The sequence below is a fragment of the Ideonella sp. genome, from assembly GCF_041287625.1.
Lineage (GTDB): Bacteria > Pseudomonadota > Gammaproteobacteria > Burkholderiales > Burkholderiaceae_C > Ideonella.
Map to the genome: position 1 here is coordinate 75,894 of NZ_JBGGNH010000058.1, position 25,369 is coordinate 101,262.

At 70.1% G+C, this 25,369-nt stretch carries 20 protein-coding genes; 9 read left to right on the forward strand and 11 right to left on the reverse strand.

Features of this window, described 5'->3' with window-relative positions; all coding sequences use genetic code 11:
- The first annotated feature begins 3 nt into the window (after nucleotides 1-3).
- The 5 genes from ACAH41_RS21525 to ACAH41_RS21545 all read left to right on the forward strand — a co-directional run bounded on the left by ACAH41_RS21525 (nucleotide 4) and on the right by ACAH41_RS21545 (nucleotide 9,283).
- Complete coding sequence (locus ACAH41_RS21525) at nucleotides 4-459, forward strand: hypothetical protein (protein WP_325653861.1); 456 nt, start codon at nucleotides 4-6, stop codon at nucleotides 457-459.
- A 76-nt stretch (nucleotides 460-535) separates the two neighbouring features.
- Nucleotides 536-1,072, forward strand: coding sequence for a hypothetical protein (locus tag ACAH41_RS21530; RefSeq protein ID WP_325653859.1), 537 nt, complete (start codon nucleotides 536-538; stop codon nucleotides 1,070-1,072).
- Between the two features lie 162 nt (nucleotides 1,073-1,234).
- Nucleotides 1,235-3,376, forward strand: coding sequence for a TonB-dependent receptor (locus ACAH41_RS21535; RefSeq protein WP_325653857.1), 2,142 nt, complete (start codon nucleotides 1,235-1,237; stop codon nucleotides 3,374-3,376).
- A gap of 126 nt (nucleotides 3,377-3,502) precedes the next feature.
- The gene (locus ACAH41_RS21540; protein WP_325653854.1) at nucleotides 3,503-5,473 is read left to right on the forward strand and encodes an alkaline phosphatase PhoX; all 1,971 of its coding nucleotides are present in this window, start codon (nucleotides 3,503-3,505) and stop codon (nucleotides 5,471-5,473) included.
- A 144-nt stretch (nucleotides 5,474-5,617) separates the two neighbouring features.
- On the forward strand, nucleotides 5,618-9,283 hold the full coding sequence (locus ACAH41_RS21545) for a CheR family methyltransferase (protein WP_325653852.1): 3,666 nt from the start codon (nucleotides 5,618-5,620) through the stop codon (nucleotides 9,281-9,283).
- A 26-nt stretch (nucleotides 9,284-9,309) separates the two neighbouring features.
- Here the strand turns inward: ACAH41_RS21545 and ACAH41_RS21550 are convergent, their stop codons facing one another.
- Nucleotides 9,310-11,130: an AI-2E family transporter gene (locus ACAH41_RS21550; RefSeq protein WP_325653850.1), complete on the reverse strand. Its 1,821-nt coding sequence runs from the start codon at nucleotides 11,128-11,130 to the stop codon at nucleotides 9,310-9,312.
- A 50-nt stretch (nucleotides 11,131-11,180) separates the two neighbouring features.
- On the reverse strand, nucleotides 11,181-12,086 hold the full coding sequence (locus tag ACAH41_RS21555) for an EamA family transporter (protein WP_325653848.1): 906 nt from the start codon (nucleotides 12,084-12,086) through the stop codon (nucleotides 11,181-11,183).
- Nucleotides 12,087-12,290: 204 nt separating this feature from the next.
- On the opposite strand from ACAH41_RS21555, the gene ACAH41_RS21560 reads away from it, so the two are divergent.
- The 3 genes from ACAH41_RS21560 to ACAH41_RS21570 all read left to right on the forward strand — a co-directional run bounded on the left by ACAH41_RS21560 (nucleotide 12,291) and on the right by ACAH41_RS21570 (nucleotide 15,292).
- Nucleotides 12,291-13,781, forward strand: coding sequence for an FAD/NAD(P)-binding protein (locus ACAH41_RS21560; RefSeq protein WP_325653846.1), 1,491 nt, complete (start codon nucleotides 12,291-12,293; stop codon nucleotides 13,779-13,781).
- A 62-nt stretch (nucleotides 13,782-13,843) separates the two neighbouring features.
- Nucleotides 13,844-15,052, forward strand: coding sequence for an HPP family protein (locus ACAH41_RS21565; RefSeq protein ID WP_325653844.1), 1,209 nt, complete (start codon nucleotides 13,844-13,846; stop codon nucleotides 15,050-15,052).
- Nucleotides 15,053-15,061: 9 nt separating this feature from the next.
- Nucleotides 15,062-15,292 (forward strand): DUF3565 domain-containing protein, encoded by a 231-nt coding sequence (locus tag ACAH41_RS21570; RefSeq protein WP_325653842.1) that lies wholly within the window; start codon nucleotides 15,062-15,064, stop codon nucleotides 15,290-15,292.
- 112 nt (nucleotides 15,293-15,404) lie between these two features.
- Here ACAH41_RS21570 and ACAH41_RS21575 read toward each other — a convergent pair whose 3' ends face one another.
- Nucleotides 15,405-16,424 (reverse strand): zinc-binding dehydrogenase, encoded by a 1,020-nt coding sequence (locus tag ACAH41_RS21575; RefSeq protein WP_325653840.1) that lies wholly within the window; start codon nucleotides 16,422-16,424, stop codon nucleotides 15,405-15,407.
- A gap of 116 nt (nucleotides 16,425-16,540) precedes the next feature.
- On the opposite strand from ACAH41_RS21575, the gene ACAH41_RS21580 reads away from it, so the two are divergent.
- Nucleotides 16,541-17,443 carry a LysR family transcriptional regulator gene (locus ACAH41_RS21580; protein WP_325653839.1) on the forward strand — a complete coding sequence of 301 codons (903 nt, stop codon included), beginning with the start codon at nucleotides 16,541-16,543 and terminating at the stop codon, nucleotides 17,441-17,443.
- Between the two features lie 200 nt (nucleotides 17,444-17,643).
- On the opposite strand, the gene ACAH41_RS21585 is transcribed toward ACAH41_RS21580, so the two are convergent.
- The 8 genes from ACAH41_RS21585 to ACAH41_RS21620 form a co-directional block, all read right to left on the reverse strand.
- Nucleotides 17,644-18,396 (reverse strand): ABC transporter ATP-binding protein, encoded by a 753-nt coding sequence (locus ACAH41_RS21585; RefSeq protein WP_325653838.1) that lies wholly within the window; start codon nucleotides 18,394-18,396, stop codon nucleotides 17,644-17,646.
- Nucleotides 18,393-19,238 (reverse strand): ABC transporter permease, encoded by an 846-nt coding sequence (locus tag ACAH41_RS21590; protein WP_325653836.1) that lies wholly within the window; start codon nucleotides 19,236-19,238, stop codon nucleotides 18,393-18,395. The genes ACAH41_RS21585 and ACAH41_RS21590 overlap by 4 nt, the downstream gene beginning before the upstream one ends.
- A gap of 11 nt (nucleotides 19,239-19,249) precedes the next feature.
- Nucleotides 19,250-20,221 (reverse strand): aliphatic sulfonate ABC transporter substrate-binding protein, encoded by a 972-nt coding sequence (locus tag ACAH41_RS21595; RefSeq protein WP_325653835.1) that lies wholly within the window; start codon nucleotides 20,219-20,221, stop codon nucleotides 19,250-19,252.
- A gap of 23 nt (nucleotides 20,222-20,244) precedes the next feature.
- The gene (locus tag ACAH41_RS21600; RefSeq protein WP_325653833.1) at nucleotides 20,245-21,624 is read right to left on the reverse strand and encodes an LLM class flavin-dependent oxidoreductase; all 1,380 of its coding nucleotides are present in this window, start codon (nucleotides 21,622-21,624) and stop codon (nucleotides 20,245-20,247) included.
- 8 nt (nucleotides 21,625-21,632) lie between these two features.
- On the reverse strand, nucleotides 21,633-22,469 hold the full coding sequence (locus ACAH41_RS21605) for a MetQ/NlpA family ABC transporter substrate-binding protein (protein ID WP_325653832.1): 837 nt from the start codon (nucleotides 22,467-22,469) through the stop codon (nucleotides 21,633-21,635).
- 75 nt (nucleotides 22,470-22,544) lie between these two features.
- Nucleotides 22,545-23,234 carry a methionine ABC transporter permease gene (locus ACAH41_RS21610; protein WP_370538460.1) on the reverse strand — a complete coding sequence of 230 codons (690 nt, stop codon included), beginning with the start codon at nucleotides 23,232-23,234 and terminating at the stop codon, nucleotides 22,545-22,547.
- Nucleotide 23,235: 1 nt separating this feature from the next.
- Nucleotides 23,236-24,081 carry an ATP-binding cassette domain-containing protein gene (locus ACAH41_RS21615; RefSeq protein WP_325653830.1) on the reverse strand — a complete coding sequence of 282 codons (846 nt, stop codon included), beginning with the start codon at nucleotides 24,079-24,081 and terminating at the stop codon, nucleotides 23,236-23,238.
- Between the two features lie 37 nt (nucleotides 24,082-24,118).
- Nucleotides 24,119-25,318, reverse strand: coding sequence for an acyl-CoA dehydrogenase family protein (locus ACAH41_RS21620; RefSeq protein WP_325653829.1), 1,200 nt, complete (start codon nucleotides 25,316-25,318; stop codon nucleotides 24,119-24,121).
- Nucleotides 25,319-25,369 lie beyond the last annotated feature (51 nt).

Consider the following 25,369-nt stretch of genomic DNA (forward strand, 5'->3'; position numbering starts at 1 on the left):
CCCATGCCCATCACGCTGAACACCCGCAAACTGGCTGACGACCTGTCGGCCGAAGACATGGCCGCCTTCCCGATCTGGGAATACGCCTACGACGAAGAAGGCCTGCCCGGCCACGAGGACCAGGATGAGACCTGGGTCCGGCCGGTGGCGGGCAGCGAGCTCGGCGAGCTGCTGGACGGCACCTCGGCCGCCGCCCGCTTCGAGACCGCCTCCGGCCAACAGTTGGACGGCTTGGTCGAGGTCAGCAGCACCATCGAGTTCGAATACGGCCCGGGCGCCGTGTTCCTGGATGGCAGGCATCTGTTCCTGCCTGGCCCGGAGCACCTGCGCCCGATCAAGCCGCGCCGCGAGCTGGCCGCGGCGCTGGGCCAGCCGCTTGAACAGGTCTTCCCGCTGAAGTTCACGCTGAAAGTGCGCGTGGCCGGCGAAACCGGTTTCCGCAGCGGCGTCTTCGAATAGCCCGCCTGCATCCACAACGCGCGGGGCCGCGTATCACTGTCGTCACCGTTTCACGAAACGACGGCAGCATCGCCCCATGCGTTTGGTCTTCCCCCCGCTTTTGCAAGCCTTGCGCCGGTGCCTGCACCGGTGGCTGGTGTTGCTGCTGCTCGCCGCGGTGCCGTTGTACGGCACTTCGGGCGTGCTGCTCGGCGTGGTCGGCCCGGCGCACCGGCACGTGCAGGCCCAGTCCCCGGTGCCCCCTTCGCATGAAGACCGGGGCGACTGGCTGCAGCAAGGCCTTCGCAGCCTGATTGGCGACAAGGCTGCCGCATTGCTGGCCAGCGCGCAGCTGCAGGCCAGTCTGCACGACGAGGCCGCGCCGCACCACCACGGCTTGTTCGAGCACCACCACCACGCAGCCGGCGACGCCAGCGTGGAACTGCTGGGCGCCAGCGATGCTTCGGTGATGGTCGACCTGGCCGCCGTCGGCAGCGCAATGCTGCCGTTCCTGCCGGTGGGCGTTCATGCCGTGCCGGCACCACCGGCCCGAAGCCTGGCCTGGCCGACCGCCGTCGCGGCCTCATGGGCCAGCGCGGCTTCGCTGCCGCTGGAGCGCCCGCCCCGCGCGTGAGCGCCGGGGGCCCCGCCCAGGGGCCCGTGTTCCCGCCACCGCCGTCCTGGTGCTGCCGCGCGCAGCCCGGGGCGATGCGCCTGCATGCCTGCCACCCGCTGCGCCGCGTGGCGGCCAGGCGTTCGCTTTTCTCTTCCCCGATACCGCCTGTTGGCAAAACCAATGTTGTCTTCCCTGTACCTCGTGGGCATGCCTTGCCCCGTCTTTTCTCGCGCCTTGCCGAACCGCACGCCGGTCTGCCTGGCCGCCTTGTTGTTCCTGGCTGCGGCCAACGCGCGCGCCGATGAAGCGCCTATGGCCGACGCGCCGCAAACCGTGCAGGTCACCGGCCGCCACTACGACAACGCGGTGGGCAGCAGCGACGCCGCGTCGCAAGGCGTGATCCGCGCCGAGCTGCTGAAGAGCCGGCCGGCGCTGCGGCCCGGCGAAGTGCTGGAGTTCGTGCCGGGGCTGATCGTCACGCAGCACTCGGGCGACGGCAAGGCCAACCAGTACTTCCTGCGCGGCTTCAACCTGGACCACGGCACCGACTTCGCGACCAGCGTCGACGGCATGCCGGTCAACATGCCCACGCACGGCCACGGCCAGGGCTACTCGGACCTGAACTTCCTGATCCCCGAGCTGGTGGACCACATCGACTACCGCAAGGGCCCGTACTTCGCCACGCATGGCGACTTCGCGTCGGCCGGCGCGGCCGACATGGCCTACAAGACCCGGCTGGACGCGCCCTTCGTGCAGCTCACCGCTGGCCAGAACGGTTACCGCCGCGCAGTGGGTGCCGTCAGCACACCGCTGAGCGAGGACACCAGCGATGACACCCGTCTTTTTGCCGCCGTCGAATGGATGGCCAACGACGGCCCGTGGACGGTGCCCGAGGAGCTGAAGCGCAAGAACGCGGTGCTGAAGCTCTCGCAAGGCACGCGCGCACAAGGCGCCAGCGTCAGCCTGATGGGCTACGACGCAAGCTGGACCTCGACCGACCAGGTGCCCGAAGACCTGATCGCCGCCGGGCAGTACAACGGCAAGCCGTTTTCGCGCTGGGACTCGCTGGACCCGACCGACGGCGGCAGCACCTCGCGCTACAGCCTGGCCGGCGAATGGCACCGCGTGGGCGGCGACAGCGAGACCCATGTCTCGGCCTACGCGATGCGCTACCGGCTCAAGCTGTTCTCCAACTTCACCTATGCGCTGGAACGGCCGGACACCGGCGACCAGTTTTCGCAGCAGGACGCGCGCAGCGTCTTCGGCGCCCAGGCCTCGCAGGCCTGGAACCACATGCTGGGCAGCCTGGAGGCGCGCAGCGAAGTGGGGGCGCAGCTCCGCTACGACGACATCCACGTCGGCCTGTTCGACACCGAGGCGCGGCAGCTCGTCGGCACCACGCGCGAGGACGACGTGCGCGAAACCATGGCCGGCCTCTACGGCCAGAGCAGCATCGCGCTCACCTCGTGGCTGCGCAGCATCGTCGGCCTGCGGCTGGACCAGGCGCACTTCGACGTGGACAGCCGCCTCACGCCCGCCAATGGCGGCAAGGCCGACGCCACGCAGTGGTCGCCCAAGCTGTCGCTGATTGCGGGCCCCTGGGACAAGACCGAGTTCTTCTTCAACGCCGGCCGAGGCTTCCACAGCAACGACGCCCGCGGCACCACCGCACAGCTGGACCCGAAGACCGGCGAGCCGGTGGACAAGGTGCCGGGCCTGGTGGCCTCGCGCGGCATGGAGCTGGGCCTGCGCACCGAGCTGCTGCCGGGGCTGCAAAGCTCGCTGGCGCTGTGGCAGCTGCGCTTCGGCTCGGAACTGGTCTACGTGGGTGACGCGGGCGCCACCGAGGCCAGCGACGGCAGCCGCCGCCACGGCATCGAGTTCAACAACCGCTGGACCCCCGGCAAGCACTTCCTGCTGGACGCCGACTTTGCGTTCACGCATGCCCGCTTCGACAACGGCGACCACATCCCGAACGCGGTCGACAAGGTCGCCTCGGTGGCCGCCACGCTGCAGGACCTCGGGCCGTGGTCGGCCAGCCTGCAGTGGCGCTACCTGGGCAGTGGCGCACTGGTGGAAGACAACAGCCAGCGTTCCGACCCGGCCTCAACCTTCAACCTGCGCCTCAGCCACGACCTGAAGCGCTTCACCGGCCGCGACTCGGCGCTGACGCTGGACGTCTTCAACCTGTTCGACCGCAAGGTTAACGACATCCAGTACCTCTATGCGTACCAGCTGCCGAACCAGGCGGCCACCGAAGGCCGCATCGTGCACCCGGCCGAGCCGCGCACGCTGCGCGTCACGCTGAGGTCTGCTTTTTAGGTCCGCCGTCAATGTGACAGGCGCTCGACAGGGTCATGAAACTGACATGCTCGCTTCCTACATTGACGCGATGAGCCATGGGCCTTTCGGCCCAGGCGTTTGTTCCTCCAGCCATCGCCAGAACCCATGACTTCTTCCACCTTCCAGCCCTCCCGCCGCAGCCTGGTCAAGATGCTTGCCGGTGTGCCGCTGCTGCCGCTCGGCAGCGCACTGGCTTCGGCCGGCCTGCTCAGCGCCTGCGACGACAGCAACGACGGCGACAGCCCGGCGGCCACGCTGACCGGCGTGAGCTTCAGCTCGATGGCTGCGCCTTCGCTGGCCACCGCCGCCGCGATGGCCACCACCACCGTCGGCTCGACGCTGGTGGCCAGCTTCGACGACCAGAGCACCCAGAGCTTCACGCTGGGCTACCAGCCGTTTTTCATCACCGGCACTGCGGTGCCCAACGGCGCCGGCGGCACGGTGGTGGCGGGTGGCTACTACGACATCGACAACCAGCCCATCGTCGACGGCTCGGTGCCGGGCGCCGAGCGCCAGTTCTTCTCCGACTGCCCGGACGGCACCTCGCTGCTGACGGTCAGTGGCGCCAGCGTGGCCGGCGTCAAGGGCAACACCGTGTTTGCTGTCGTGCAGTTCGAATACGCCACGCGCAACCAGGCGCAGGCCTCGATGTACGGCCTGCTGCCGTCGCCCATCGCCGTGCTGACGCTGGACCAGGACAAGGACACCGGCAAGCTCAGCCTGGTGAAGTACCACAACGTGGACACCTCGGGCGTCAAGGGCCTGTGGATCACCTGCGGCGCCAGCCTGTCGCCGTGGGGCACGCACCTGTCCTCCGAAGAGTACGAACCGGACGCCTTCGACCAGGGCGCCCTGGGCCAGTCCCTCTCGGTGCTGCACGGCTACAGCCAGAACGTCTTCGGCGACACCACCACCGCCAACCCGTACGACTACGGCCACCTGCCTGAAGTGACGGTGAATGCCGATGGCACCGGCACGATCCAGAAGCACTACGGCCTGGGCCGCATCTCGCACGAGCTGATCCAGGTCATGCCCGACAACCGCACCGCGCTGATGGGCGACGACGCGACCAACGGCGCGCTGTTCATGTTCGTGGCCGACAAGGAGAAGGACCTCTCGGCCGGCACGCTCTACGTGGCCAAGTACACCAGCGAGCTCAACGCCACCGCCAGCGGCAGCATCAGCTGGATCAAACTGGGCGCCACGACCAGCGCGGAAGTGAAGGCGCTAGTGGACGGCGGCATCGTCGCCACCGACATCATGGACTCGGTCACCACCGACCCGGCCGACGGCAGCTACACCCAGATCGTGCTGAACAAGAAGACGCTGTGGGTGCGCGTGAAGCCTGGCCAGGAGAAGGCCGCGGCTTTCCTGGAAACGCACCGCTACGCCGCGCTGAAGGGCGGCAGCATGGCTTTCACCAAGATGGAAGGCACGACGGTCAACGTGAAGGACAAAAAGGCCTACTCGGCAATCTCGGCCATCAAGGACTCGATGGTCAGCGGCAAGACCGGCTTCGTCGCCGCGCACAACGTGGTCTTCCCGGCCGCCATCAATTCCGGCGGCGTGCTGGAGCACACGCTGGCGGCAGGCCTGAAGGACAGCGATGGCAACGCCATCAACAGCGAATGGGTGCCGGCCAGCTCGCAGTTCATCCTGCTGGGCGAGGACCTGGCCACGGCCGACGCGCTGGGCAACCTGGCCAATGCCGACAAGATCGGCAACCCGGACAACCTGAAGTTCTCCGAAGCCATGCGCACGCTGTTCATCGGCGAAGACAGCGGCATGCACGTCAACAACTTCCTGTGGGCCTACAACGTCGACAGCAAGCAGCTCAGCCGCGTGCTGAGCTGCCCGTCGGGGGCGGAGTCCACGGGGCTGCAGGCCGTCGACGAGATCAACGGCTGGACCTACGTGATGAGCAACTTCCAGCACCCGGGCGACTGGGAGACGCCGCTGCACGACATCGTGAAGCCGACGCTGGATCCGCTGGTGCGCGCCAACTATGACGACCGCTTCGGCGCCGCGGTGGGCTACGTGACCGCGACCAGCACGCAGATCAAGCTGGAGGCTTGACAGCGCCACCTGAAACGATGCCGGGGTCCGCTGCTGCGCAAGCCGCGCCCGGTCAGCCACATGCGGGACCGGTTCGGTCCTTCCCTCGCTCGTGTCGGGGCAATCCATGGCGGTAGACTCGTTCGTCAATAACGAGGCGACGCCGTGGACCTGCAAGATCAGAAGGAACTGGTGAAGGTGGCCGTTCTGGGCGGTTCGGCGGGCAGCATCGATGCATTTGGCACCGTGCTGTCCGGTCTGCCGGACAAACCCGGTTTTGCGTTGCTGGTCGTCAGCCACCTGGACCAGTCGCAGAAGAGCGAGCTCGACGAGATCCTGCGGCGGCGCACCTCGCTGCCGGTCGAGCGGCTCACGCATATGCGCAAGATCGAGCACGACACGGTCTACGTGCTGCCCGAGGGCGCCAGCGTCACCGCGCTGGACGGCCACTTCCGCCTCGGCCAGCGGCCGCCCGGCGTGCACCGCCCGATCGACATCAGCCTGGCCTCGCTGGCGCAGGACCCGGACATCGAGGCCGCTGCCGTGATCCTGTCGGGCACCGGCAGCGACGGCGAGGCCGGGGTCATCGACCTGAAGTCGACCGGCGGTTTTGTGCTGGTGCAGGCCCCCGGCTCGGCCGACTACGACGGTATGCCCACCGCGGCGATCAACACCGGGCTGGTCGACGAGGTGCTGCCGGTCGAAGAGATCGCCGCCCGCCTGGTGCAGCGCTTCGGCAATGCACCGCCGGTGCCGGGCGAGGACCATGGCGCCGCGCTGAGCGCCGCGCTGGCCATCGTGCAGGAGCGCACCGGCACCAACCTCGGCTATGTGAAGGACACCAACCTGAAGCGACGCTTCCTGCGCCGCGTGCTGCTGCAGAAGGACCGCGACGTGGCCGGCTACCTGCAGCACCTGCGCACCGACCCGGGCGAGGCGGCTGCGCTGCAGGACGACATCCTGATCGGCGTGACCGCATTCTTCCGCGACGCCGAGTTCGTCAACGTGCTGCGCCTGACGGTGATCCCCAAGCTGATCGAGCTGCGGCATGACCCGATCCGCATCTGGGTGCCGGCCTGTTCGACCGGCGAAGAGGCCTACACCATCGCGATGCTGCTGCGCGACGCGCTGGACGCCAGCGGCCTGGGCACCAAGGTGCAGATCTTCGGCACCGACATCAATGAACGCGCCATCGAGACTGCGCGCGCCGGGCTGTATGCCGCAGCCGCCGTCGAGGGCCTGCCCGAGAGCTACCGCACCAAGGCCATGGCGCAGACCGCCGGGGGCTTCGCGATCCGCAAGGACATCCGCGCGATGTGCGTGTTCGCGCGCCACAACGTGATGACGCACGCCCCCTTTCTCGGCATGGACCTGATCAGCTGCCGCAACATGCTGATCTACCTGCGCAAGGAGGCCCAGGAGCATGTGATGAGCGTGCTGCACTACGCCGCACGGCCAGACGGCTGCGTGCTGCTGGGCCGGGCCGAGGCGGCCTCGGTCGACCAGGGCTTCGAGCATGCCGGTGCGCCGCACCTGTACCGCAAGCTGGCCAGCAAGCGCCCGCGCCGGGCCTGGCCGGTGGAGGCCTTGCTGCCCTGGGCCGAGCCGCGGCCCGACCCCGGCCTGCGCGCCAAGACCCACACCGAGCAGCTGGAGCAGGCCGTCAACCGGTGCGCGCTGGCGCGTTATCTGCCGCCGGGCTTTGTCGTCAACGAGGCCGGCGACGTGGTGCAGTTCCGCGGCGACGTGGCCGAGTTCGTCGCGCCGGCCACAGGCGAGGCGACGCTGGCGCTGTCGCGCCTGCTGCGCGCCGAGCTGAACGTGCCGGTGCGCACCGCCTTGCTGGAGGCCAAGCAGTCGGCCGCGCCGGTGCGGCGCGAGCGGGTGCCGGTGGGCGAACGCAGCTATGCGCTGGAGGCCTTGCCGCTGGCGGTGGGGACCGAGGCACGGCACTTCCTCGTCACCCTGCAGTTGCAGCCTGACGAGACAGCCACCGTCGGCCCCAGCCGGACCGATGGCCACTTCACCCGTGAAAGCGACCTGGAGCGCACGGTGCTGACCTTGTCGGCCGAGCTGGAGTCGGTCCATGCGCAGCTCAAGACCATGGTGCTGGAGTTCGAGTCGGCCAACGAGGAACTGCGCACCTCCAACGAGGAGATGCTCAGTGCCAACGAGGAAATGCAGAGCGCCAACGAAGAGCTGCAGAGCGCCAAGCAGGAGCTCGAATGCGCGAACCAGGAGCTGCATTCGCTGAACGAGGAAATGAAGGACCGCAATGACCAGCTGGCGGTCGCCAACGACGACCTGAGCAACCTGGTCGAAGGCATTCCGCTGGCCGTCGTGCTGCTGGACCGGCACCTGCGGCTGCGGCATTTCACGCCGCAGGCCGCCACGCTGTTCGGCCTGCCTGCCGACGGCGTGGGGCAGGCCATGCCGTCACTGAACAACCGCTTTGCGGTCAGCGACATCGAGGAGATGGTCAACACCGCGGTGCGCGGCCTCGCGTCGGTGAAGCATGAGTACCAGGACGCCGCAGGGCACTGGTGGCTGGTCAACGTGCGCGCCTACCGCACCGCGGACGATCGCATCGACGGCGCGGTGATCGCCTTCCAGGATGTCAACGACCTGAAGCAGGCCGTCTCGCAAGCCCAGCTGGCGCGCGGCGAGGCCGAGCATGCGAATGCCGCCAAGGACGATTTCCTGGCCCTGGTCTCGCACGAACTGCGCGCGCCGCTGAACGTCATTTCCGGCTGGGCCTCGGTGCTGGCCCGCACCCAGGGCTCGCCCGGCAAGCGCGACGGCGCCCCCGAGGGGCAGGTGCGCGCCGTCGAGACCATCCTGCGCCATTGCAAGGTCCAGGCGCAGCTGATCGACGACCTGCTCGATGCCTCGCGCATCACTTCCGGGCGCTTTGCCATCGAGACGCGGCCGGTCGACCTGGGCGACTGCGTGGCCACCGTGCTCGAAGGCCTGCAGCCCACCGCGCAGGCCAGGCAGCTGGTGCTGACCGGCAGCGGGCTGAAGGCCGGCCACATGGTCAATGGCGACAGCCGGCGGCTGCAGCAGATCGTCAGCAACGTGGTCGGCAACTCGATCAAGTTCACGCCGGCTGGCGGGCGCATCGAGGTGGTCGCGACACGGCTGGACGGCTTGCTGGAGTTGTCGATCTGCGACACCGGCGTTGGCGTGTCGGAAGACCTGCTGCCGCGCCTGTTCGACCGCTTCTCGCAGTCCAACATGCACCGCACGCGCGAGTACGGCGGGCTGGGGCTGGGGCTGTCCATCGTCAAGCACCTGGCGCTGGCCCATGGCGGCAGCGTCACCGCGCTGAGCGACGGGGCGGGCAAGGGGCTGCGCCTGATCCTGCGGTTCCCCGCGCTGGACCTGCCTGCCGAGGCCCGCGCGCCGCAGCCCAAGCCGATGGTGCCTGCCCAGGACCTGCCGCTGGACATCCTGTTGGTGGACGACGACGCCGAGGCGCGCACGGCCATGCGCGAACTGCTGCAGCTGATGGGCGCGCGGGTGCAGACGGCAGGCTCGGTCTCCGAGGCGCTGCAGGCGCTGGACGGCCAGCGCTTCGACGCGATCGTCAGCGACCTGGCGATGCCCGGCCGGGACGGCTTCGAGCTGCTGCGCCTGGTGCGTGCCCGCGAGCTGCAGCAAGGCCTGTCCCGCAGCTACGCCATCGCGCTGTCCGGCCTGGCCTCGCTGCAGGACCGCGACACCGCGCTGGTGGCAGGCTTCGACGACCACGCCGCCAAGCCGGTCGACGCAGCCGCGCTGATCGAGCGGCTGACGGTCGCGGCCGCGCGGCTGCGGCACAGTCGCTGAGCGCCGCCGGGCGGCGCCGCACCAGCTCAGCGGCGCTCGGTGCGGATCAGCGCCAGCGCTTCCTCGAACGAGTAGGCGGTGCGGTGCGGCAGGTCGGCGTTGATCGGGTCGACCGGCCCCTGGCCCTGCATCGCCAGCAGCATCAGCACCACCTCGACCGGCGGCAGCGCCGCCAGCACCTCGTTGAGCAACTGCTTGTCCGTGCTCGCCGCCTGGTCCATTGCCGTGCCGACGACAAACACCGAGCCCACGGTCTCGGGCCTGGCTTCGTCCGGCGGGTCCGCCAGCTCGGCAATCGTCACGTGGCGTGCATCCAGGTGCTCGGCGCGCATCACCCGCACCAGCAGCTCGGTGGTCAGCTGGGCCTGGTCGCCGGCCATGCTGATGCACAGCGTGACCGAACCCGCCGGCACGTCCAGCCGGCCCTGCCACTGGCCCTCGACCTGCAGGCGGCCCTGGCGCAGCGCCATGCCGAGGTTGGGCGCGTCCAGCACCGCCACGCGGGGACCACGCGCGCGGCGCGGCTCGTGCGCCAGCTCGCTGAAGGTGCGCGCGATCACCTGCTGGCCCATCAGCCGCTGCTCGTCGCTGATCAGCCCCTGCTCCAGGTCCACCGCCGCCAGCTCGAAGGCCGGCATGACGATCTTGTCGCAATAGGCGGCGAGCGATTTGCGCTTCAGGAAGGCCCGTGCGTCGGCCAGGATCTCCACCGAATCGCCGCTGATGCAGCGCTGGTAGAAGCGCTGCGACAGCGTCAGCGCCGGGGTGTCGCCGAACAGGATGTCCAGGAAGGCCAGCGCCGGCACATGCCGGCCGGCCACCACCAGGCACAGCGTCAGCGGCGTGGACAGCAGCAGCCCCACCGGCCCCCACAGCGCGCCCCAGAAGATCGCCGCCACCACCACTGAAAACGGCGACAGCCCGGTGGTGTGGCCGTACAGCTGCGGCTCGACCACATGCGCCACCACCACCTCGACCACCAGGTAGACCATCAGCGTGGCCCCCATCAGCTCCCAGCCCGGCACCACGGCAGCGGCAAAGGCACCGGCGCACACGGCGGCCGCCGGAAAACCCACGTAGGGAATGAAGCGCAGCAGGCCGGCCAGCGTGGCCCACACGGCGGCCTGCGGCACGCCGATGGCCGCCAGCAGCAGCCCGATCACCAGGCCCACGCCCAGGTTCACCGAGAACTGCGAGGCGAAGTAGCGCGACAGGCGCTGCCCCGCGTCATTGAAGGCGTTGGTGGCGGCGCGCACGTCCGGCCCGCCGGTCAGGCGGATCAGCCGGTCGCGCAGCGAGTCCTGCTCCAGCAGCACGAAGACCAGCACCAGCAGCACCACGCCGGCCGTGCCCAGCGGCGCCCAGATCGACGAGACGAAGCGCAGCAGCAGGCCGGACGGGCCGCCGTCGGCCTGGGGCGCATCGGCCCCGTGGTCAGGGTCGGCCGCAGGCGCCAGGTTGCCGATCAGCCGGCCGGCTCGCCCTTGTGCCTCGGCCAGCCGGCCCAGCGTCAGCTCGCGCAGCGTCGCGATCTTGGCCTGCACATGGGCCTCGTAGCGCGGCATGCTGTCGGACATCGTGCCCAGCTGCACCAGGATCGCCATTGCCACGCCGGCAGCGGCCAGCCCGGCGACGATCAGCGCCAGCATCGCGGCGGCCGCCTGGCCCAGTCCCAGCCCGCGGATCTTCTTCACCAGCGGCGCCAGTACAAAGCCCAGCATGGCCGCTAGCGTGATCGGCACCAGCACGCCGCGGCCCAGGTACAGCAGCCCCAGCACGGCGCTGCCGGCCAGGATCTTCAAAGCCAGGGACGAGGTCCAGGCCTCGTGCGGTGCCGTCGTCGTCATCAGGGTGCCCAGGGAATGCAGCGAAGCGGCGAGTATCGAGGCTGCGGGGCTCAGTTCGCCGGCCGCAGCCTTGCCAACCAGGGCCCGCCAAACAGATTGACCAGCAGCCCGAGCATCAGCAGCGCACCGCCTGCGAAGTGGATGGGCTGCAGCGCTTCGCCGAACACCAGCCAGCCGGTGCTCAGGCCCACCACCGGCACCAGCATCGAAAACGGCGCCACGCGGTTGGCCGGGTAGCGGCCCATCAGCCGGGTCCATACCGCGTAGCCGAACAGCGTGGCGGCCCAGGCCAGGTAGGCCACCGCACCGAAGGACGGCAGGCTGAAGTTGCGCAGCGCGGCGCCAATGGCCTGCGGGCCTTCCAGCAGGTACGACAGCGCCAGGAACGGCAGCGGTGGCACCAGGCTGGCCCAGACCACGAACGCCGTCTGGTTGAACGGCGCGTAGCGGTTCAGCGAACGCGTGACGATGTTGCCGCAGGCCCACATCACGGCAGCCGCCACCGTCAGGCCAAAGCCCACCAGCGGCATGCTCGCGCCATGCGCGCTGCCGATCAGCGCCAGCCCGCCGGCCGCCAGCAGCAGGCCCACCAACTGGTTGGCCTGCCAGCGCTCCTTCAGCCAGAAGGCCGCGAAGAACATCGTGAAGAAGGCCTGCGACTGCAGCACGAGCGAGGCCAGCCCCGAAGGCATGCCCAGGTGGATCGCGGTGAACAGGAAGGCAAACTGGCCGACCGAGATCGTCAGCCCGTAGGCCAGGTACAGCCGCAGCGGCAGCTTGGGCGGCCGGAACACCAGCAGCGCAGGAAACGCCGCCAGCGCGAAGCGCATCGCGCCGAGCAGGAACGGCGGCACGCCCGCCACGCCCACCTTGATGACCGCGAAGTTGACGCCCCAGACGACGATGACCAACAAGGCCAGCGCAAGATCCGCGGGCCGGAGGGAAGCTTGTTTCATGGCCGCCATTGTTCTCTCAACCCACGCGGCGTCCGGCGAGCCTGGCGGGGGCTCGCCTCTATATGCTCATTTCAATCCAAGCTTATGCCGTTTCGCGTATGAGCTTATGCAGCAATCTGCGTTCACGCCGACCCGGCGGCGCGCGAGCATGCGGGCATTCACCACCCATCCAGGCGGCCACGAGCCGCCGCGGGAGCCCGGCGCATGGACCTCAGCAGCATCAGCAGCGACAGCAACTTTCCCTTGAGCGGCGATGCCGGCGTCGCCATCGTCGGCCTGGGTTTCAGCGGCGTGGCCACCGCGCTGCACCTGCTGCGCAGCCTGCCGCCGGGCGCCACGCTGCATTTGCTGGAGCAGGGCGACAGCGCCGGCCGCGGCGTGGCCTACGGCACGCGCTGCGACAGCCATTTGCTGAACGTGCCGGCCGGCCGGCTGGGCTGGGACCCGGCAGACGAAGCCGGCTTCCTGGCCTGGCTGACCGAACGCGGCGCGCTGGACCCGCAAGGCCAGCCACTGGCCGCGGCTGATTTCGCGCCGCGCCGTCTGCTCGGCAGCTACCTCGAACATGGGCTGACGCTGGCGATCGACGCCGCGCAGGCCCGCGGCGTGCGCGTGCGTGGCGGTTTGCCCGGCGTGACCGGCCTGGTGCGCCAGGGGCCTTGTTGGCGCCTCCAGCTGTCTGACGGCAGCACGCTTTCCGCTTCGCAAGTCGTGCTGGCCACCGGTCACCTGCCGCCGGCCCGCCCGCCGGTGGCCGATGCCAGCAGCGGCGACAGCGCCTGGCACGCGCCCGGCTGGTTTGCCGATCCCTGGGCCCAGCCCGGCTGGTGCGAACTGCCGGCCGATGCCGACGTGTTGCTGCTGGGCAGCGGCCTGACCGCCATCGACATGGTCACCCAGTTGCGCGACCAGGGCCACCGTGGCCGCATCACCATGCTCTCGCGCCGCGGCCTGCTGCCGCAGCCGCACCGGGTGCTGGAAGCCCGCCCGCGGCCTGGCCTGTCGCCCATCTCCGAACTCGGCCCGGACCTGAAGCTGCGGCTGGTGCTGCGCGCCGTGCGCCGCTGGGTCGCCGAGGCCGAAGCCGATGGCCGCGACTGGCGCGACGTGATGGCCAGCCTGCGCAGCTGCACACCCAAGCTCTGGCAACGCCTCACGGTGCGCGACCGGCGCCAGTTCCTGCGCCACGTGCAGCCCTGGTGGGACACCCACCGCCATCGCCTGGCGCCGGTGCTTTGGCAGGCCTTGCAGGACGACATGGCCGCAGGCCGCGTCGCCAGCGTGGCCGGCCGGCTGCGCCACGCCGAACCGCTGGCCGATGGCCGCTGGGCCCTGCAATGGCAGCCCCGCGGCAGCACCGAGCTGCAAGCCGCCGAGGTGCAGGCCGTCATCAACTGCACCGGCCCGACCAGCGCGCTGCGCCACGCCGCCGACCCGCTGCTGGCCTCGCTGCGCGAACGCGGCATGCTCAGCGCCGACGCGCTGGGCCTGGGCCTGCTGACCGACGGCCAGTACCGCCCGCTGGACAGCAGCGGCGTGGCCGTCGAAGACCTGTTCTACATTGGCCCGATGCTCAAGGCCCAGCACTGGGAAGCCACCGCCATCCCCGAGCTGCGCCAGCATGCCGCACAGACCGCGCAGGCGGTGCTCGCGGAATACGCTGTTCGGTGCCAGGTGGAACGCGCGGCGGCTTGAGCCACGGCGGCCGGCAATTCGGCATTGCCGCCGGAAGTGTCATGGGGTGATGTAATTCGGGCGTGAGCCGCACCCCGAACCGAGCTTTTGAAGACGCCCCGGCCTGGCTGCGCAGCCTGTGGCCGGCCGAATCCGCCATCGGCGCCGCCGAGCGGCTTCGCTCCTGCGGCGGCGCGCTGATCGGCATCCTGCTGTGCGGCGTGTTGAGCGCCATGCTGCTGGGCCCTTCGGCGCAGGCCTTCTGGCTGATCGCGCCGATGGGTGCGTCGGCCGTGCTGCTGTTCGCGGTGCCGGCCAGCCCGCTGGCGCAACCCTGGTCCATCGTTGGCGGCAACCTCTGCGCGGCGCTGATCGGGGTGTGCTGCGCCAAGCTCATCGCCATCCCGGTGGCAGCCGCCTGCGTGGCCATCGCGCTGGCGATCGGCGCGATGTTCGCGCTGCGCTGCCTGCATCCGCCCAGCGGCGCGGTGGCACTCACGGCAGTGCTCGGCGGCCCCGCCGTGAAGGCCGCCGGCTTCGGTTTTGTGTTCGTGCCGGTGCTGCTGAACAGCCTGCTGCTGCTGGCGGTGGCGCTGGTCTACAACCGCATGCTGGGCCGGCGCTACCCGCATGCGCAGCGCCTCGCGCCGGCGCCGTCCCACGCGACGGCCGACCTGGCGCCCACCGCGCGCCTGGGTTTCAAGCCGGAAGACCTGCTGGCGGTGCTGAAGGACTACGGCCAGGTGCTGGACATCAGCGTGGACGACCTCGACACGCTGTTCCACCGCACCGAGCGCCAGGCTTTCCGCCGCCGCTTCGGCGAGACCCGCTGCCGCGACCTGATGTCGCGCGATGTGCTCACGGTCGACTACGCCACCGAGCTGGCCGAGGCCTGGCGGCTGATGCACACGCACCAGGTGCAGGCGCTGCCGGTGGTGGACCGGGCGCGCCGTGTGATCGGCATCGTCACCCGCGGCGACTTCCTGCAGCACGTGGACCTGGGCGACTACCGCAGCGTGGGCACCCGGCTGGGCGCCTTCCTGCGTCGCACTGCGCACAGCCATTCCAGCAAGCACGAGGTGGTCGGCCAGATCATGCACACGCCCGTGCGCACCGTGCCGCAGGAACTGCCGATTGCCGAACTGGTGCCGCTGATGGCCGATGCCGGCCTGCACCATGTGCCGGTGGTCGACGGCGAGCGCCGCCTGGTCGGCATCGTGACCCAGACCGACCTGGTCGCCGCGTTGTACGAGACCAGCCTGGCCGAACTGCGCACGCCCGTGCCGGCCTGAGCTGCCCCCATGTTGCAGCCCATCACCGGCTTTCACCAGGACGAAGAAGGCCACTGGGTCGCCGAGCTGGCCTGCGGCCACAACCAGCACGTGCGCCACGACCCGCCGTGGCAAAACCGGCCGTGGACGCAGACGGTCGAAGGCCGGCACAGGGTGATCGGCCAGGTGCTCGAATGCCGCAAGTGCGATGCCGGCGCGCCGCCGGACCGGATCCAGGTCGGCGCGCCCCGTCCGGCATAGCCCCCCCACTCAGCAGCTGCGGGGCAGCGGAACTCGGCGGCGCGGTGCAGTGGCTGGCCGCTGCGGATGTGTTCGAAGAAGCCACGCACCGTGGCCTCGGGTGAGCGCGCGTTCACGCCGCGCCCGAGATGCGCAGCAGCAGCTTGCCGCGCGTCGCACGCGACTGCAGCAGCGTGTGCGCCGCCGCCGCTTCAGCCAGCGGCAGCCGGTCGTGCACATGCACCTGCAGTTCGCCGCGCAGCACCCGCGCGAACAGTGCCGCGGCCTTGGCCTGCAGCACGCCCGGTCCGCCCAGGTAATGCGGCAACACCGGCCGGGTGACGGTCAGCGAATGGCTCATCAGCGCCGGGACCGACAGCGTCGGCACTGCGCCACTGGCCGAGCCGTACAGCACCAGCCGGCCGCCCCGCCGCAGCACGCGCAGGCTGCCTTCCAGCGTGTCGGCCGCCACGCCGTCCAGCACCAGGTCCACGCCCACCTCGGGCTCGATCGTGCCCACAGCCGCCAGAGAACGGCAGGCGCGGCGCAGCGCATCGGGCCATGGCGTGTGCGAGCCCGGGCCGTAGCGCAGCGGAATGCCACCCAGCGCCGCCACTGCGGCCGCCTTTTCCTCGCTGGACACGGTGCCCCACACTTCGGCGCCCAGCGCCCGCGCCCACTGCAGCGCCAGCGCGCCCACGCCACCGGCAGCCGCATGCACCAGCACCCGCTCGCCGGCCTGCACGCGGCCCACGGTCTCGACGATCATCTGCGCCGTCAGCCCATGCTCCAGCACCGCCGCAGCCGTCTCCAGCGGCAGCGCGTCCGGCACCGGCACCAGCAGCGAAGGCGCGACGGTGATGGCCTCGGCATAACAGCCCTGTACCGGCGCGACCATCGCCACCCGGTCGCCCACGTCGAAGCCACTTCCTGGCAGCGCCGCGTCGACCACGCCAGCGGCTTCCAGCCCCAGCCGCCAGGGCAACGCAGCGCCCGGGTAGCGGCCTTCGCGCTGGTAGGTGTCCACGTAGTTCACGCCGGCCCAGGCCAGGCGCACGCGCACCGGCCTGTGGGCATCAGGTTCCGGCTCGGGCAGCTCGGCGAGCTGCATCACCTCGGGTCCGCCGAATCGGGTCAGTTCAAAGCCTTGCATGGCAGTCGCGGGTTTGCGCGCCGGGAGTGGAGAAGTTGCCGATGGTGGCCCTGGTTGCATCGGCGCGCCATCGAAACGAATTCACGATCATTCGATCATCAACTCACAATGCAGGCATGCCCACCTTGCCCAATCGCATGCCGCCCTTGCAGTCACTGCAGGCTTTCGAAGCCAGTGCGCGCCACCTGAGCTTCTCGCGCGCCGCCGAGGAGATGCACCTCACGCACGGCGCCATCAGCCGCCAGGTGCGCGGGCTGGAAGCGCAGCTTGGCGAGCGGCTGTTGGCACGGGTGGGCCCGCGGCTGTCGCTCACGCCCGCCGGCCGCGAGTTGTTGGGCCGGCTCGGCGAGCCGCTGTTGCAGCTGCGCCAGGCGCTGCAGCCCGACGTCCCTGCCAGCGAGCGCCTGGAACTGGCCACGCTGGCCTCGTTTGCTTCGCTGTGGCTGGCGCCGCGGCTGCCGGCCTTGCGTGAAGCCTTGCCCGGCTTGCAACTGCGTGTGGAAACCCACTACGCGCTGTCCAGTTTCCCGCCAGACCGGCCCCGCCTGGGCCTGCGCTATGGCAGCGGCCGCTGGCCCGGCCTGAAGGCCACGGCCTTGATGCAGGACAGGCTGGTGCTGCTGGCCACGCCGGCCGCGCTGCGCCGCCATGGGCGCGACCCTGCGGCTTGGCCGGCGTCGGCCTGGGTGCGGCATGAAGGCACGCTGTGGGAGGACTGGCAGCCGCAGGCACCTGAGCCACAAGGGCACAGGGACGCCGCGCTGGTGTGGAACGATGCCGCGGCAATGGTGCAGGCGCTGGTCGCCACAGATGGCGTTGGCTTGGCGCGGCTGTCACTTGCGGCCGGCGCGCTGGCGGCGAAGAAGTTGCGCCTGGCCGATGCGCTGCTGGCGCCGGCACCGATGCGCTATTGGCTGGTGACGCGGCCGGAATACGCCAGGCATGCCGGGTTGAAAGCCTTGGCGGCGCAGTTGCTGGTGATGGCGGGGGCGTGGGAAGCGCAATGGTTGGCTGGATAGGCTTGGGTGCCATCCCGAAGCACAAGCCAGCAAGCAGCCGGCCGGCTCAAAAGAACGGCCGCTCCCCCAGGATCGTCGCCCGATGCATCGCCCGCCGATGCGGCAGGCAATCCGCCTTCGCATGGTGCTGCGTCAAGCGCTTGTCCCAGAACGCGAAGTCGTCTGTCGGCCGCCCACTTGGCATTGGGCGTGGGCTGCGGCTAGATCGCCCGCACCGCCTGCAGCGCATGCAACACCTCGGCGCGGGACTGGGCCAGCGCTGCGCCGTCCCGGGCACGGGGTCTCGAAAGCGGCACCTCAATGTCCGCCGCCAATCGCCCCGGTTGACTGTCCAGCACCCACACGCGGTCGGCCAGGTAGGCCGCTTCGTCGATGTCGTGCGTGACCAGCAGCAAGGTGCTGGCATGGCGCCGCGCCAGGCCCAGCAGCAAGTCCTGCAGTCGCATGCGCGTGAACGCGTCCACGGCGGAGAAGGGCTCGTCCAGCAGCAGCACGCGCGGCTGGCTGAACAGGCCGCGGGCAATCGCCACGCGCTGGGCCTGGCCGCCGGAGAGCTGCTTGGGCAAGGCGCTGCCCAGGCCATCCAGCCCGACCTCGGCGAGCAGCTCGGCCACGCGAGCATTCTTGGCACCGCGGCGGCCGATGTCGAAGGCGACGTTCTCGGCCACCGTGAGCCATGGGAACAGCCGCGGCTCCTGGAAGATGAAGCCGATCTCGCGGCTCAAACCGTGCTGTGGCTGGCCCGCCAAGGTGATGCGGCCTTCGAAGCCGGTTTCCAGCCCGGCGACGATGCGCAGCAGCGTGCTCTTGCCGCAGCCGCTGGCGCCGACGATGGCGACGATCTCGCCAGCCTGCACCTGCGTGCGCACGCCCTGCAGCACGCAGCGCTCGCCAAAGGCCTGGCGGCGCAGGTCGATCTGCAGCAGCGGCTCGCTGCGGTGGGACGTGCTCATGCGCCCGCCCCGCCTTCGAAGGTGTCGCGCCAGGCCAGCAGCCTGCGCTCCAGCGCCTGCATCAGCCGGTCGCTCAGCTGGCCCAGCACGGCCAGCAGCAGGATGGCGGCCAGCACGATGTCGGCGCGGCTGGTTTCGCGGCCGTCGGTCAGCAGGTAGCCCAGGCCTTTGCTCGCGGCGATCAGTTCGGCCGCGACCATGAACATCCAGGCCAGGCTCAGGCCGTTGCGCAGCCCGGTGAACAGCGCCGGCATCGCGGCCGGCAGCAGCACGCGGCCCACCAGCCCCAGCGGCGACAGCCGGGCCAGCCGTGCCACCTCGACCAGCTTGCGGTCCACGTCGCGAAAGCCGGAGGACACGCCCATGTAGACCGGAAAAAACGCGCCAATGGCGATCAGCACCACCTTGGGCGCCTCGTCGATGCCCAGCCACAGCAGCAGCAGCGGCACCCAGGCCAGCGACGGGATGGCGCGCAGCGCCTGGCAGCTCGGGTCCAGCAGCCGCGCGCCCAGCGGCGACAGGCCGACCAGCGCGCCGGCCAGCACCGCGAGCGACGCGCCCAGCGCAAAGCCTGCGGCCACGCGCGCGGTGCTCGCGGCGATGTGCGCGGCCAGCCCTTGCGGGCCCATCGCCAGCAGCGTTTCCAGCACCGTGCTGGGCGGTGGCAGCAAGTGGGCGCTGATCCAGCCCAGTCGCGGCGCGGCTTCGGCCAACAGCAGCACCAGCGCTGGCAGCAGCCAGCCGACCGGCCAGCGGCGCGGCGGCCGGGCGCTCACCGCTGGCGCTGCGGTGTCTTCACGCGGCGCGGCGGCAGCGTCCAGCATCGTCGGGTCGGCGGCCATGTCAGGAAGCCTCAGGTCTTGATCAGGCCTTGCGCAAAGCGCGTGTCGACCAGCGCCTCCACCGTCTTGACCAGGTCAGTGCCGGGCTTGACGAGTTGCTCCTCCAGCAGGATGGGCGCGGCGGCCTGCAAGGCCTTGATGTGCTCTGTGGACGGCTGCGGCTGGCTCAGGTCGGTGCGCAGCTTGAGCTGCAGCAGTGCCACCTGCAGCGAGACCTTGGCCTCCTCGCTGAGGATGCGTGCGGCCTCGCTGGTGTTGGCCATGGTCCACAGCCGGGCCCGCTCGTAGGCGGCGATCACGCGCTTGACCAGCGCCGGCTGCCCGGCGAGAAAGTCCTCGCGCACGTTCAGGAAACCGTAGGTGTTGAAGGCCACGTTGCGGTAGAGCAGGCGCGAGCCGGCGTCCAGCTCGCTGGCGGCCATCATCGGGTCCAGCCCGGCCCAGGCGTCCACCCGGCCTTGCTCCAGCGCGGCGCGGCCGTCGGCATGCTGCAGGCCGACGTGCTCGATGTCGCTGCGGTGCAGCTTCACCGTCTGCAGCGCGCGCAGCAGGAACAGGTACGGGTCGGTGCCTTTGGTCGCGGCGACCTTCTTGCCCTCCAGGTCGGCCAGGGTCTTGATTGGCGAATCCTTGGGCACGACCAGCGCGGTCCACTCGGGGCGCGAGAAGATGTAGGGCGTGCGGATCGGGTTGCCGTTGGCCTTGGCCAGCAGCGCAGCCAGCCCGGCGGAGGAGCCGATGTCGATGCTGTTGGCATTGAGGTATTCCAATGCGCGGTTGCTGCCGGCGCTGAAAACCCACTTGACGGCAATGCCGTCGCGCTTCAGGTCCTCGTCCAGCCAGCCGAACTTCTTCAGCACCAGGCTGACGGGCGAGTAGGTGGCGTAGTCCAGGCGCAACTCCGTGGGGCTGTCCGCTGCACGGACCAGCATGGGCGTTGCCAGCGTGGCGCCGGCCAGCGAGAGAACGGAACGACGGTGCATCGGGTACTGCTTTCGTTGAGGGATCAGGAGGTCGGTTGGCCCAGCGTGACCTGGCGGCCGGCGTGCCCGGCCGGCAGCCTGTCGCCCTGGCCAAACAGCTTGTGGCGGAGCGAGCCGGGGGTGTAGGACTGCCGATAGCGGCCGCGCCGCTGCAGCTCGGGCACGACCCAGCGCACCACGTCTTCCATGGTTTCGTGGCTCAGCGCGTAGGTCAGGTTGAAGCCGTCGATGCCGGTGCGGTCCACCCAGTCTTCGAGCTGGTCCGCCACCTGCGTGGGGCTGCCGACGAGAACCGGCCCGCGGCCGCCCAGGCCGACGAACTCTGCCGCTTCGCGCACGGTCCAGCGGCGGCTCGGGTCGGCCGCGCTGAACGAGGCCAGCGCGCTGCGGCCGGCCTCGGTGTCCATGTATTCGATGGTCGCGTCCAGCGGGTAGCGGCTGAAGTCCACGCCGGTCCAGCCGGACAGCAGGGTCAGCGAGGCGTCGATGTCGATGTAGCGCCGGTAGTCGGCCAGCTTGTCCTGCGCCTGGGCCTCGCTTTCGCCGGTGATCACCAGCGCCTGCGTGAAGATGCGCTGCGACTCGGGCGCCCGGCCAGCCTCGGCCAGCGCACTGCGCAGGCTGTCGACCTGGCGTGCGATGACCGCCTGGCTCGGGCCGCTCATGAAGACGCACTCGGCATGCCGCGCGGCGAAGCTTTTGCCGCGCGACGAGGTGCCGGCCTGGTAGAGCACGGGGGTGCGCTGCGGCGAGGGCTCGCACAGGTGAATGCCGGGCACCTGGAAGTGCGTCCCGTGGTGGGCGATGGCATGCACCTTGGCCGGGTCGGTGAAGACGCGGCCGGCCTTGTCCAGGCGCACCGCGTCGTCGTCCCAGCTCTGCTCCCAGAGCTTGTAGACGACTTCCATGTACTCGTCGGCCAGGTCGTAGCGGTCGTCGTGCGCGAGCTGGCGGTCCAGCCCGAGGTTACGCGCGGCGCTGTCCAGGTAGCCGGTGACGATGTTCCAGCCGACGCGGCCACCGGTCAGGTGGTCCAGCGTGCTCATGCGGCGCGCGAACGGGTACGGATGCTCGTAGGTCAGCGCGCATGTCACACCGAAGCTCAGGTGCGTGGTGGCCTGCGCCATCAGCGGCACCAGGGCCAGCGGGTCGTTCAGCGGCACCTGCGTGGCATGGCGCAGCGAGGAATCCAGGCTGCCGCGGTAGACGTCGTAGACACCCAGCACGTCGGCCAGGAACACGCTGTCGAACAGCCCGCGCTCCAGCAGCTGCGCGAGTTCGATCCAGTGCGAGGCGTCCCGGTAGTGGTGTGAGCGGTCGCGCGGGTGCGCCCACAGGCCGGGCGACTGGTGCCCCGCCGCGTTCATCTGGAATGCGTTGAACCGGATCAAGTTGCGGGCCATGCCGGCGCTCACTTGGTCGCGGTCTGCAATGCCTGCTGGTAATCCGTCTTCACGAAGCCAGCGAAGCGCTGCTCGGTGACGGCCAGGAACTTGCGCGAGCGGTAGGCCTCGGCAATGTCCTTGACCCAGGGCTTGGCCAGGTCCTCGGTGCGCACCGCGACCACGTTCTGGTAGGTCGGGCCGGTCTTTTCCAGCGCCAGTGCCTCGGTCAGCTTCATGCCGGAGGCGAGCGCGAAGTTGCCGTTGACAAACGAATAGTCGGTGTCGTCCAGCGAGCGCGGCAGCTGCGCCGCTTCGAGCGGGATCAGCTTGATCTGCTTGAGGTTCACCGCCACGTCTTTTTCAGACGCGCGGATCGGGTCCACGCCCTCGCGCAGCCTGATCCAGCCGATCTCCTGCAGCACCATCAGCGCGCGGGCGGCGTTGGTCGGGTCGTTCGGCAGGGCCACGGCGGCGCCGGGCTTCACGTCCAGCGTCTTGTGCTTGTGGCTGTAGATCGCAATCGGGGCGGTCGGCACCTTCAGCAGCTCGCTGAGGGCCAGCTTGTTCTCGGTCGAGAACTTGGTCAGGTAGACGATGTGCTGGAAGGCGTTGGCGTCCAGCGCGCCCTGGGCCAGCGCGAAGTTGGGCTGGATGTAGTCGTTGAACTCGACCACCTTGACGGTGTAGCCCTTCTTCTCCAGCAGCGGCTTGATGCCCCACTTGACCTGGTCCGCATACGGACCGGCGGTGGCGCCTATCGTCAGCGTCTTCCTGGCTTCCTGGGCCAGCGCAGGCAGCGTGGCCAGGCTGCCCAGCAGCAGCACGGCAGTGGCACCCAGCAAGGCACGGCGGGCGAGGGTCATCGGAACATCCTTCTTGGCGAACACGGGCGCGGCGGCCCGGAAAAAGCGACGTGACGGCCGCTGGTGGCAAGCGGGTCAGCGCTTGTCCAGCCGGCGCGCCACGCTGTTGCCGGTGAACTGCAGCAGTTGCACCAGCAGCACCAGCAGCGCGACGGTGAAGACCATCACGTCGGTCTGGAAACGGTAGTAGCCGTAGCGGATCGCCAGGTCGCCGATGCCGCCGCCACCGACCACACCAGCCACCGCCGAGTACGACAGGAAGCTGATGGCCAGCACCGTGAGCGCCAGCACCAGCCCCGAGCGGGCCTCGACCAGCAGCACGCGCAGGACGATCTGCAGGTCCGATGCGCCCATGGCCTGGGCGGCTTCGATGACGCCGCGCGGCACCTCGCGCAGGTTCTGCTCGACCAGCCGCGCGAAGTAGGCGATGGCCGCAAACGACAGCGGCACCGCGGCCGCGACCGGCCCGATGGAGCTGCCGGCGGCGACGCGGGTCACCGGCGCCAGCGCCACCAGCAGGATGATGAAAGGAAAGGAGCGCACCGTGTTGACGACCCAGCCGACCAGGCCATGCAGCCAGGGCCGCTGCAGCGTCTGCCCCGGTCCGAGCAGGAACAGCCAGATGCCCAGCGGTCCGCCCAGCAGCACGGCCGCGGCCAGGCCCAGCGCCAGCATCAGCCCGGTCTGGCCCAGCGCGGTGCCCAGGTCAGGCAGCAGTGCGGCGATGTTGGGTGGCAACAGCGAAGTCAGGGTCTCAAGCGACATGTCAGGCAAGGGCGGCCTCCGGCCATGCCAGGCGGGCCAGGGCCTGTTCGCGCGCCCGCAGCTGCTGCAGCTCGCGGCCCAGCCGGGTCAGCGCCGGCGTGCGGCTGTCGCCCACCGCAAACTGTTCGGCGATCTGGCCGTCTTCGATCACTGCGACATGGCGGCACAGCGTGTCGATCACCGGCAGTTCGTGCGTGACGATGACGATGGTCACGCCCAGCTGGGTGTTGATGTCGCGCAGCGTGGCCAGCAGCGATTCGGTGGTCTCGGCGTCCAGCGCCGAGGTCGGCTCGTCGCACAGCAGCACCGAGGGCTGGCTGGCCAGCGCGCGGGCAATCGCCACACGCTGCTTCTGGCCGCCCGAGAGCTGGGCCGGGAAGCTGTGCTGCTTGTCGGACAGGCCGACCAGCGCCAGGCATTCGTGCACGCGCCTGGCAATGCCCGCAGCCTTGCCGCCCTGCAGCTTGTGCAGGCGCAGCGGGAAGGCCACGTTGTCGAACACGCTGGCGTTCTGCAGCAGGTTGAACTGCTGGAAGATCATGCCGATCTGCTGGCGCGCGTCGCGCAGCGCCGGCTTGCTCAGCGCCGTCAGCTCGCGGCCGGCCACCCACACGCAGCCCTGGTCCGGCCGCTCCAGCAGGTTGATCAGCCGCAGCAGCGTGCTCTTGCCCGCGCCGCTCTTGCCGACCAGGCCAAACACGTCGCCACGCTGCACTTCCAGCGACAGCGGCTTGACCGCATCGAAGTGGCCCCCGCCCGGCAGCAGGAAACGCTTGGCAACGTCGTCCAGCCGGATCAGCGGCTCGGACGGGGCCGGGGTGGCGGGCGCGAGCGAGAGCAGGCTCATCGGGTGATCCTCGGCATGGACTTCAGTGGGCGCCCGGTCAGGCGTAAGGGCTGGGTTCGGGCGGGCGGCCATCCAGCCTGAACCGGCCGATGTCGCGCTGCTTCAGGTCCACCGGGTCGTGCAACGTGTGCACGCGGGCGTTGCGCCAGAAGCGGTCCAGCGCCAGACGCTGGCTGGTGGCGCTGGCGCCGGCCAGCTCGAAGACGTCGGTGCTGATGGCCATGGCCGCGCGGTGCGCCAGCACCTTGGCCTCGGCCACTTCCACGGCCAGCTCGCCACGCTGCGCGGCGGTCAGCGCCTCGCCAATGTCGAGCGCGGCCTGCAGCGTCAGCGCGGCCGTGTCGGTCACCAGCTGGGCCGGGCGCAACTGCAGCCACAGCTCGCCGTAGCGGTGCTGCACCAGCGGTTCGTCGGCCAGGCTGGCGGCATTGCCGTTCAGCCACGGGCGGGACTTTTCCAGCGTGTGGCGCCGGCCGGCCTCGAAGGCGGCCTGGGCCAACCCGAGGTAGAGGTTGGCCATGATGAGCTGCGAGACCAGCGTGCGCAGCGTGGCGCGCGGCGTGGGCGGCGTGTCGGGGCCCTGCAGCAGGTCGCGCTGCGGCACGAACACGCGCTCGAACAGCACGGTGCCGCTGTCGGTCTGGCGCTGGCCGAAGCTGTCCCAGTCCTCGCGCACCGTGACGCCGGGCGTGTTGGTGGCCAGGTGCATGATCAGCCGGCCCGCGGGCGCGTGCTGGGTCTCCATCTCGAGGTTGCTGCGCGGCGCCACGGCCGAGACCACCAGCCGGTCCGAGCCGACCGAGCCGGAGGCATAACTCTTCTGCCCGTCCAGCTGCCAGCCGCCGGTCACCACGGTGGCCACCAGCCGCGTGTCCAGCGGGTTCAGCGCATTGCCCCAGAACCAGCCTTCGGCCTGCGAGCGGGGCAGAAGTTCACGCTGCTGCGCTTCGCTGCCGTAGAGCAGCACGGTGGCGATCTGCAGGTGATGGAAGGCGAACACATGCGCCAGCGCGCTGTCGGCCTGCGCCAGCCGCCGCACCACGCCGTAGAAGGTCGGCCAGTCGGCGCCCAGGCCACCGGCGCTGCGCGGAATCGTCAGCCCCAGCAGGCCGCTGTCGCGGATGGCCACGCGCTCCGCAGCGGCGTGCCCACCGCTGCGGTCGCGTTCGACGGCGGTCGCCTCCAGGCGGCGCGCGAGGCGCTCTGTGGCATCGGCAACAAGGGTGACAGCGTCCATGCGGCCAGTGTTGCGTGGCGCGCCATGCCGGCCAACGAACGTTTCCGTTTG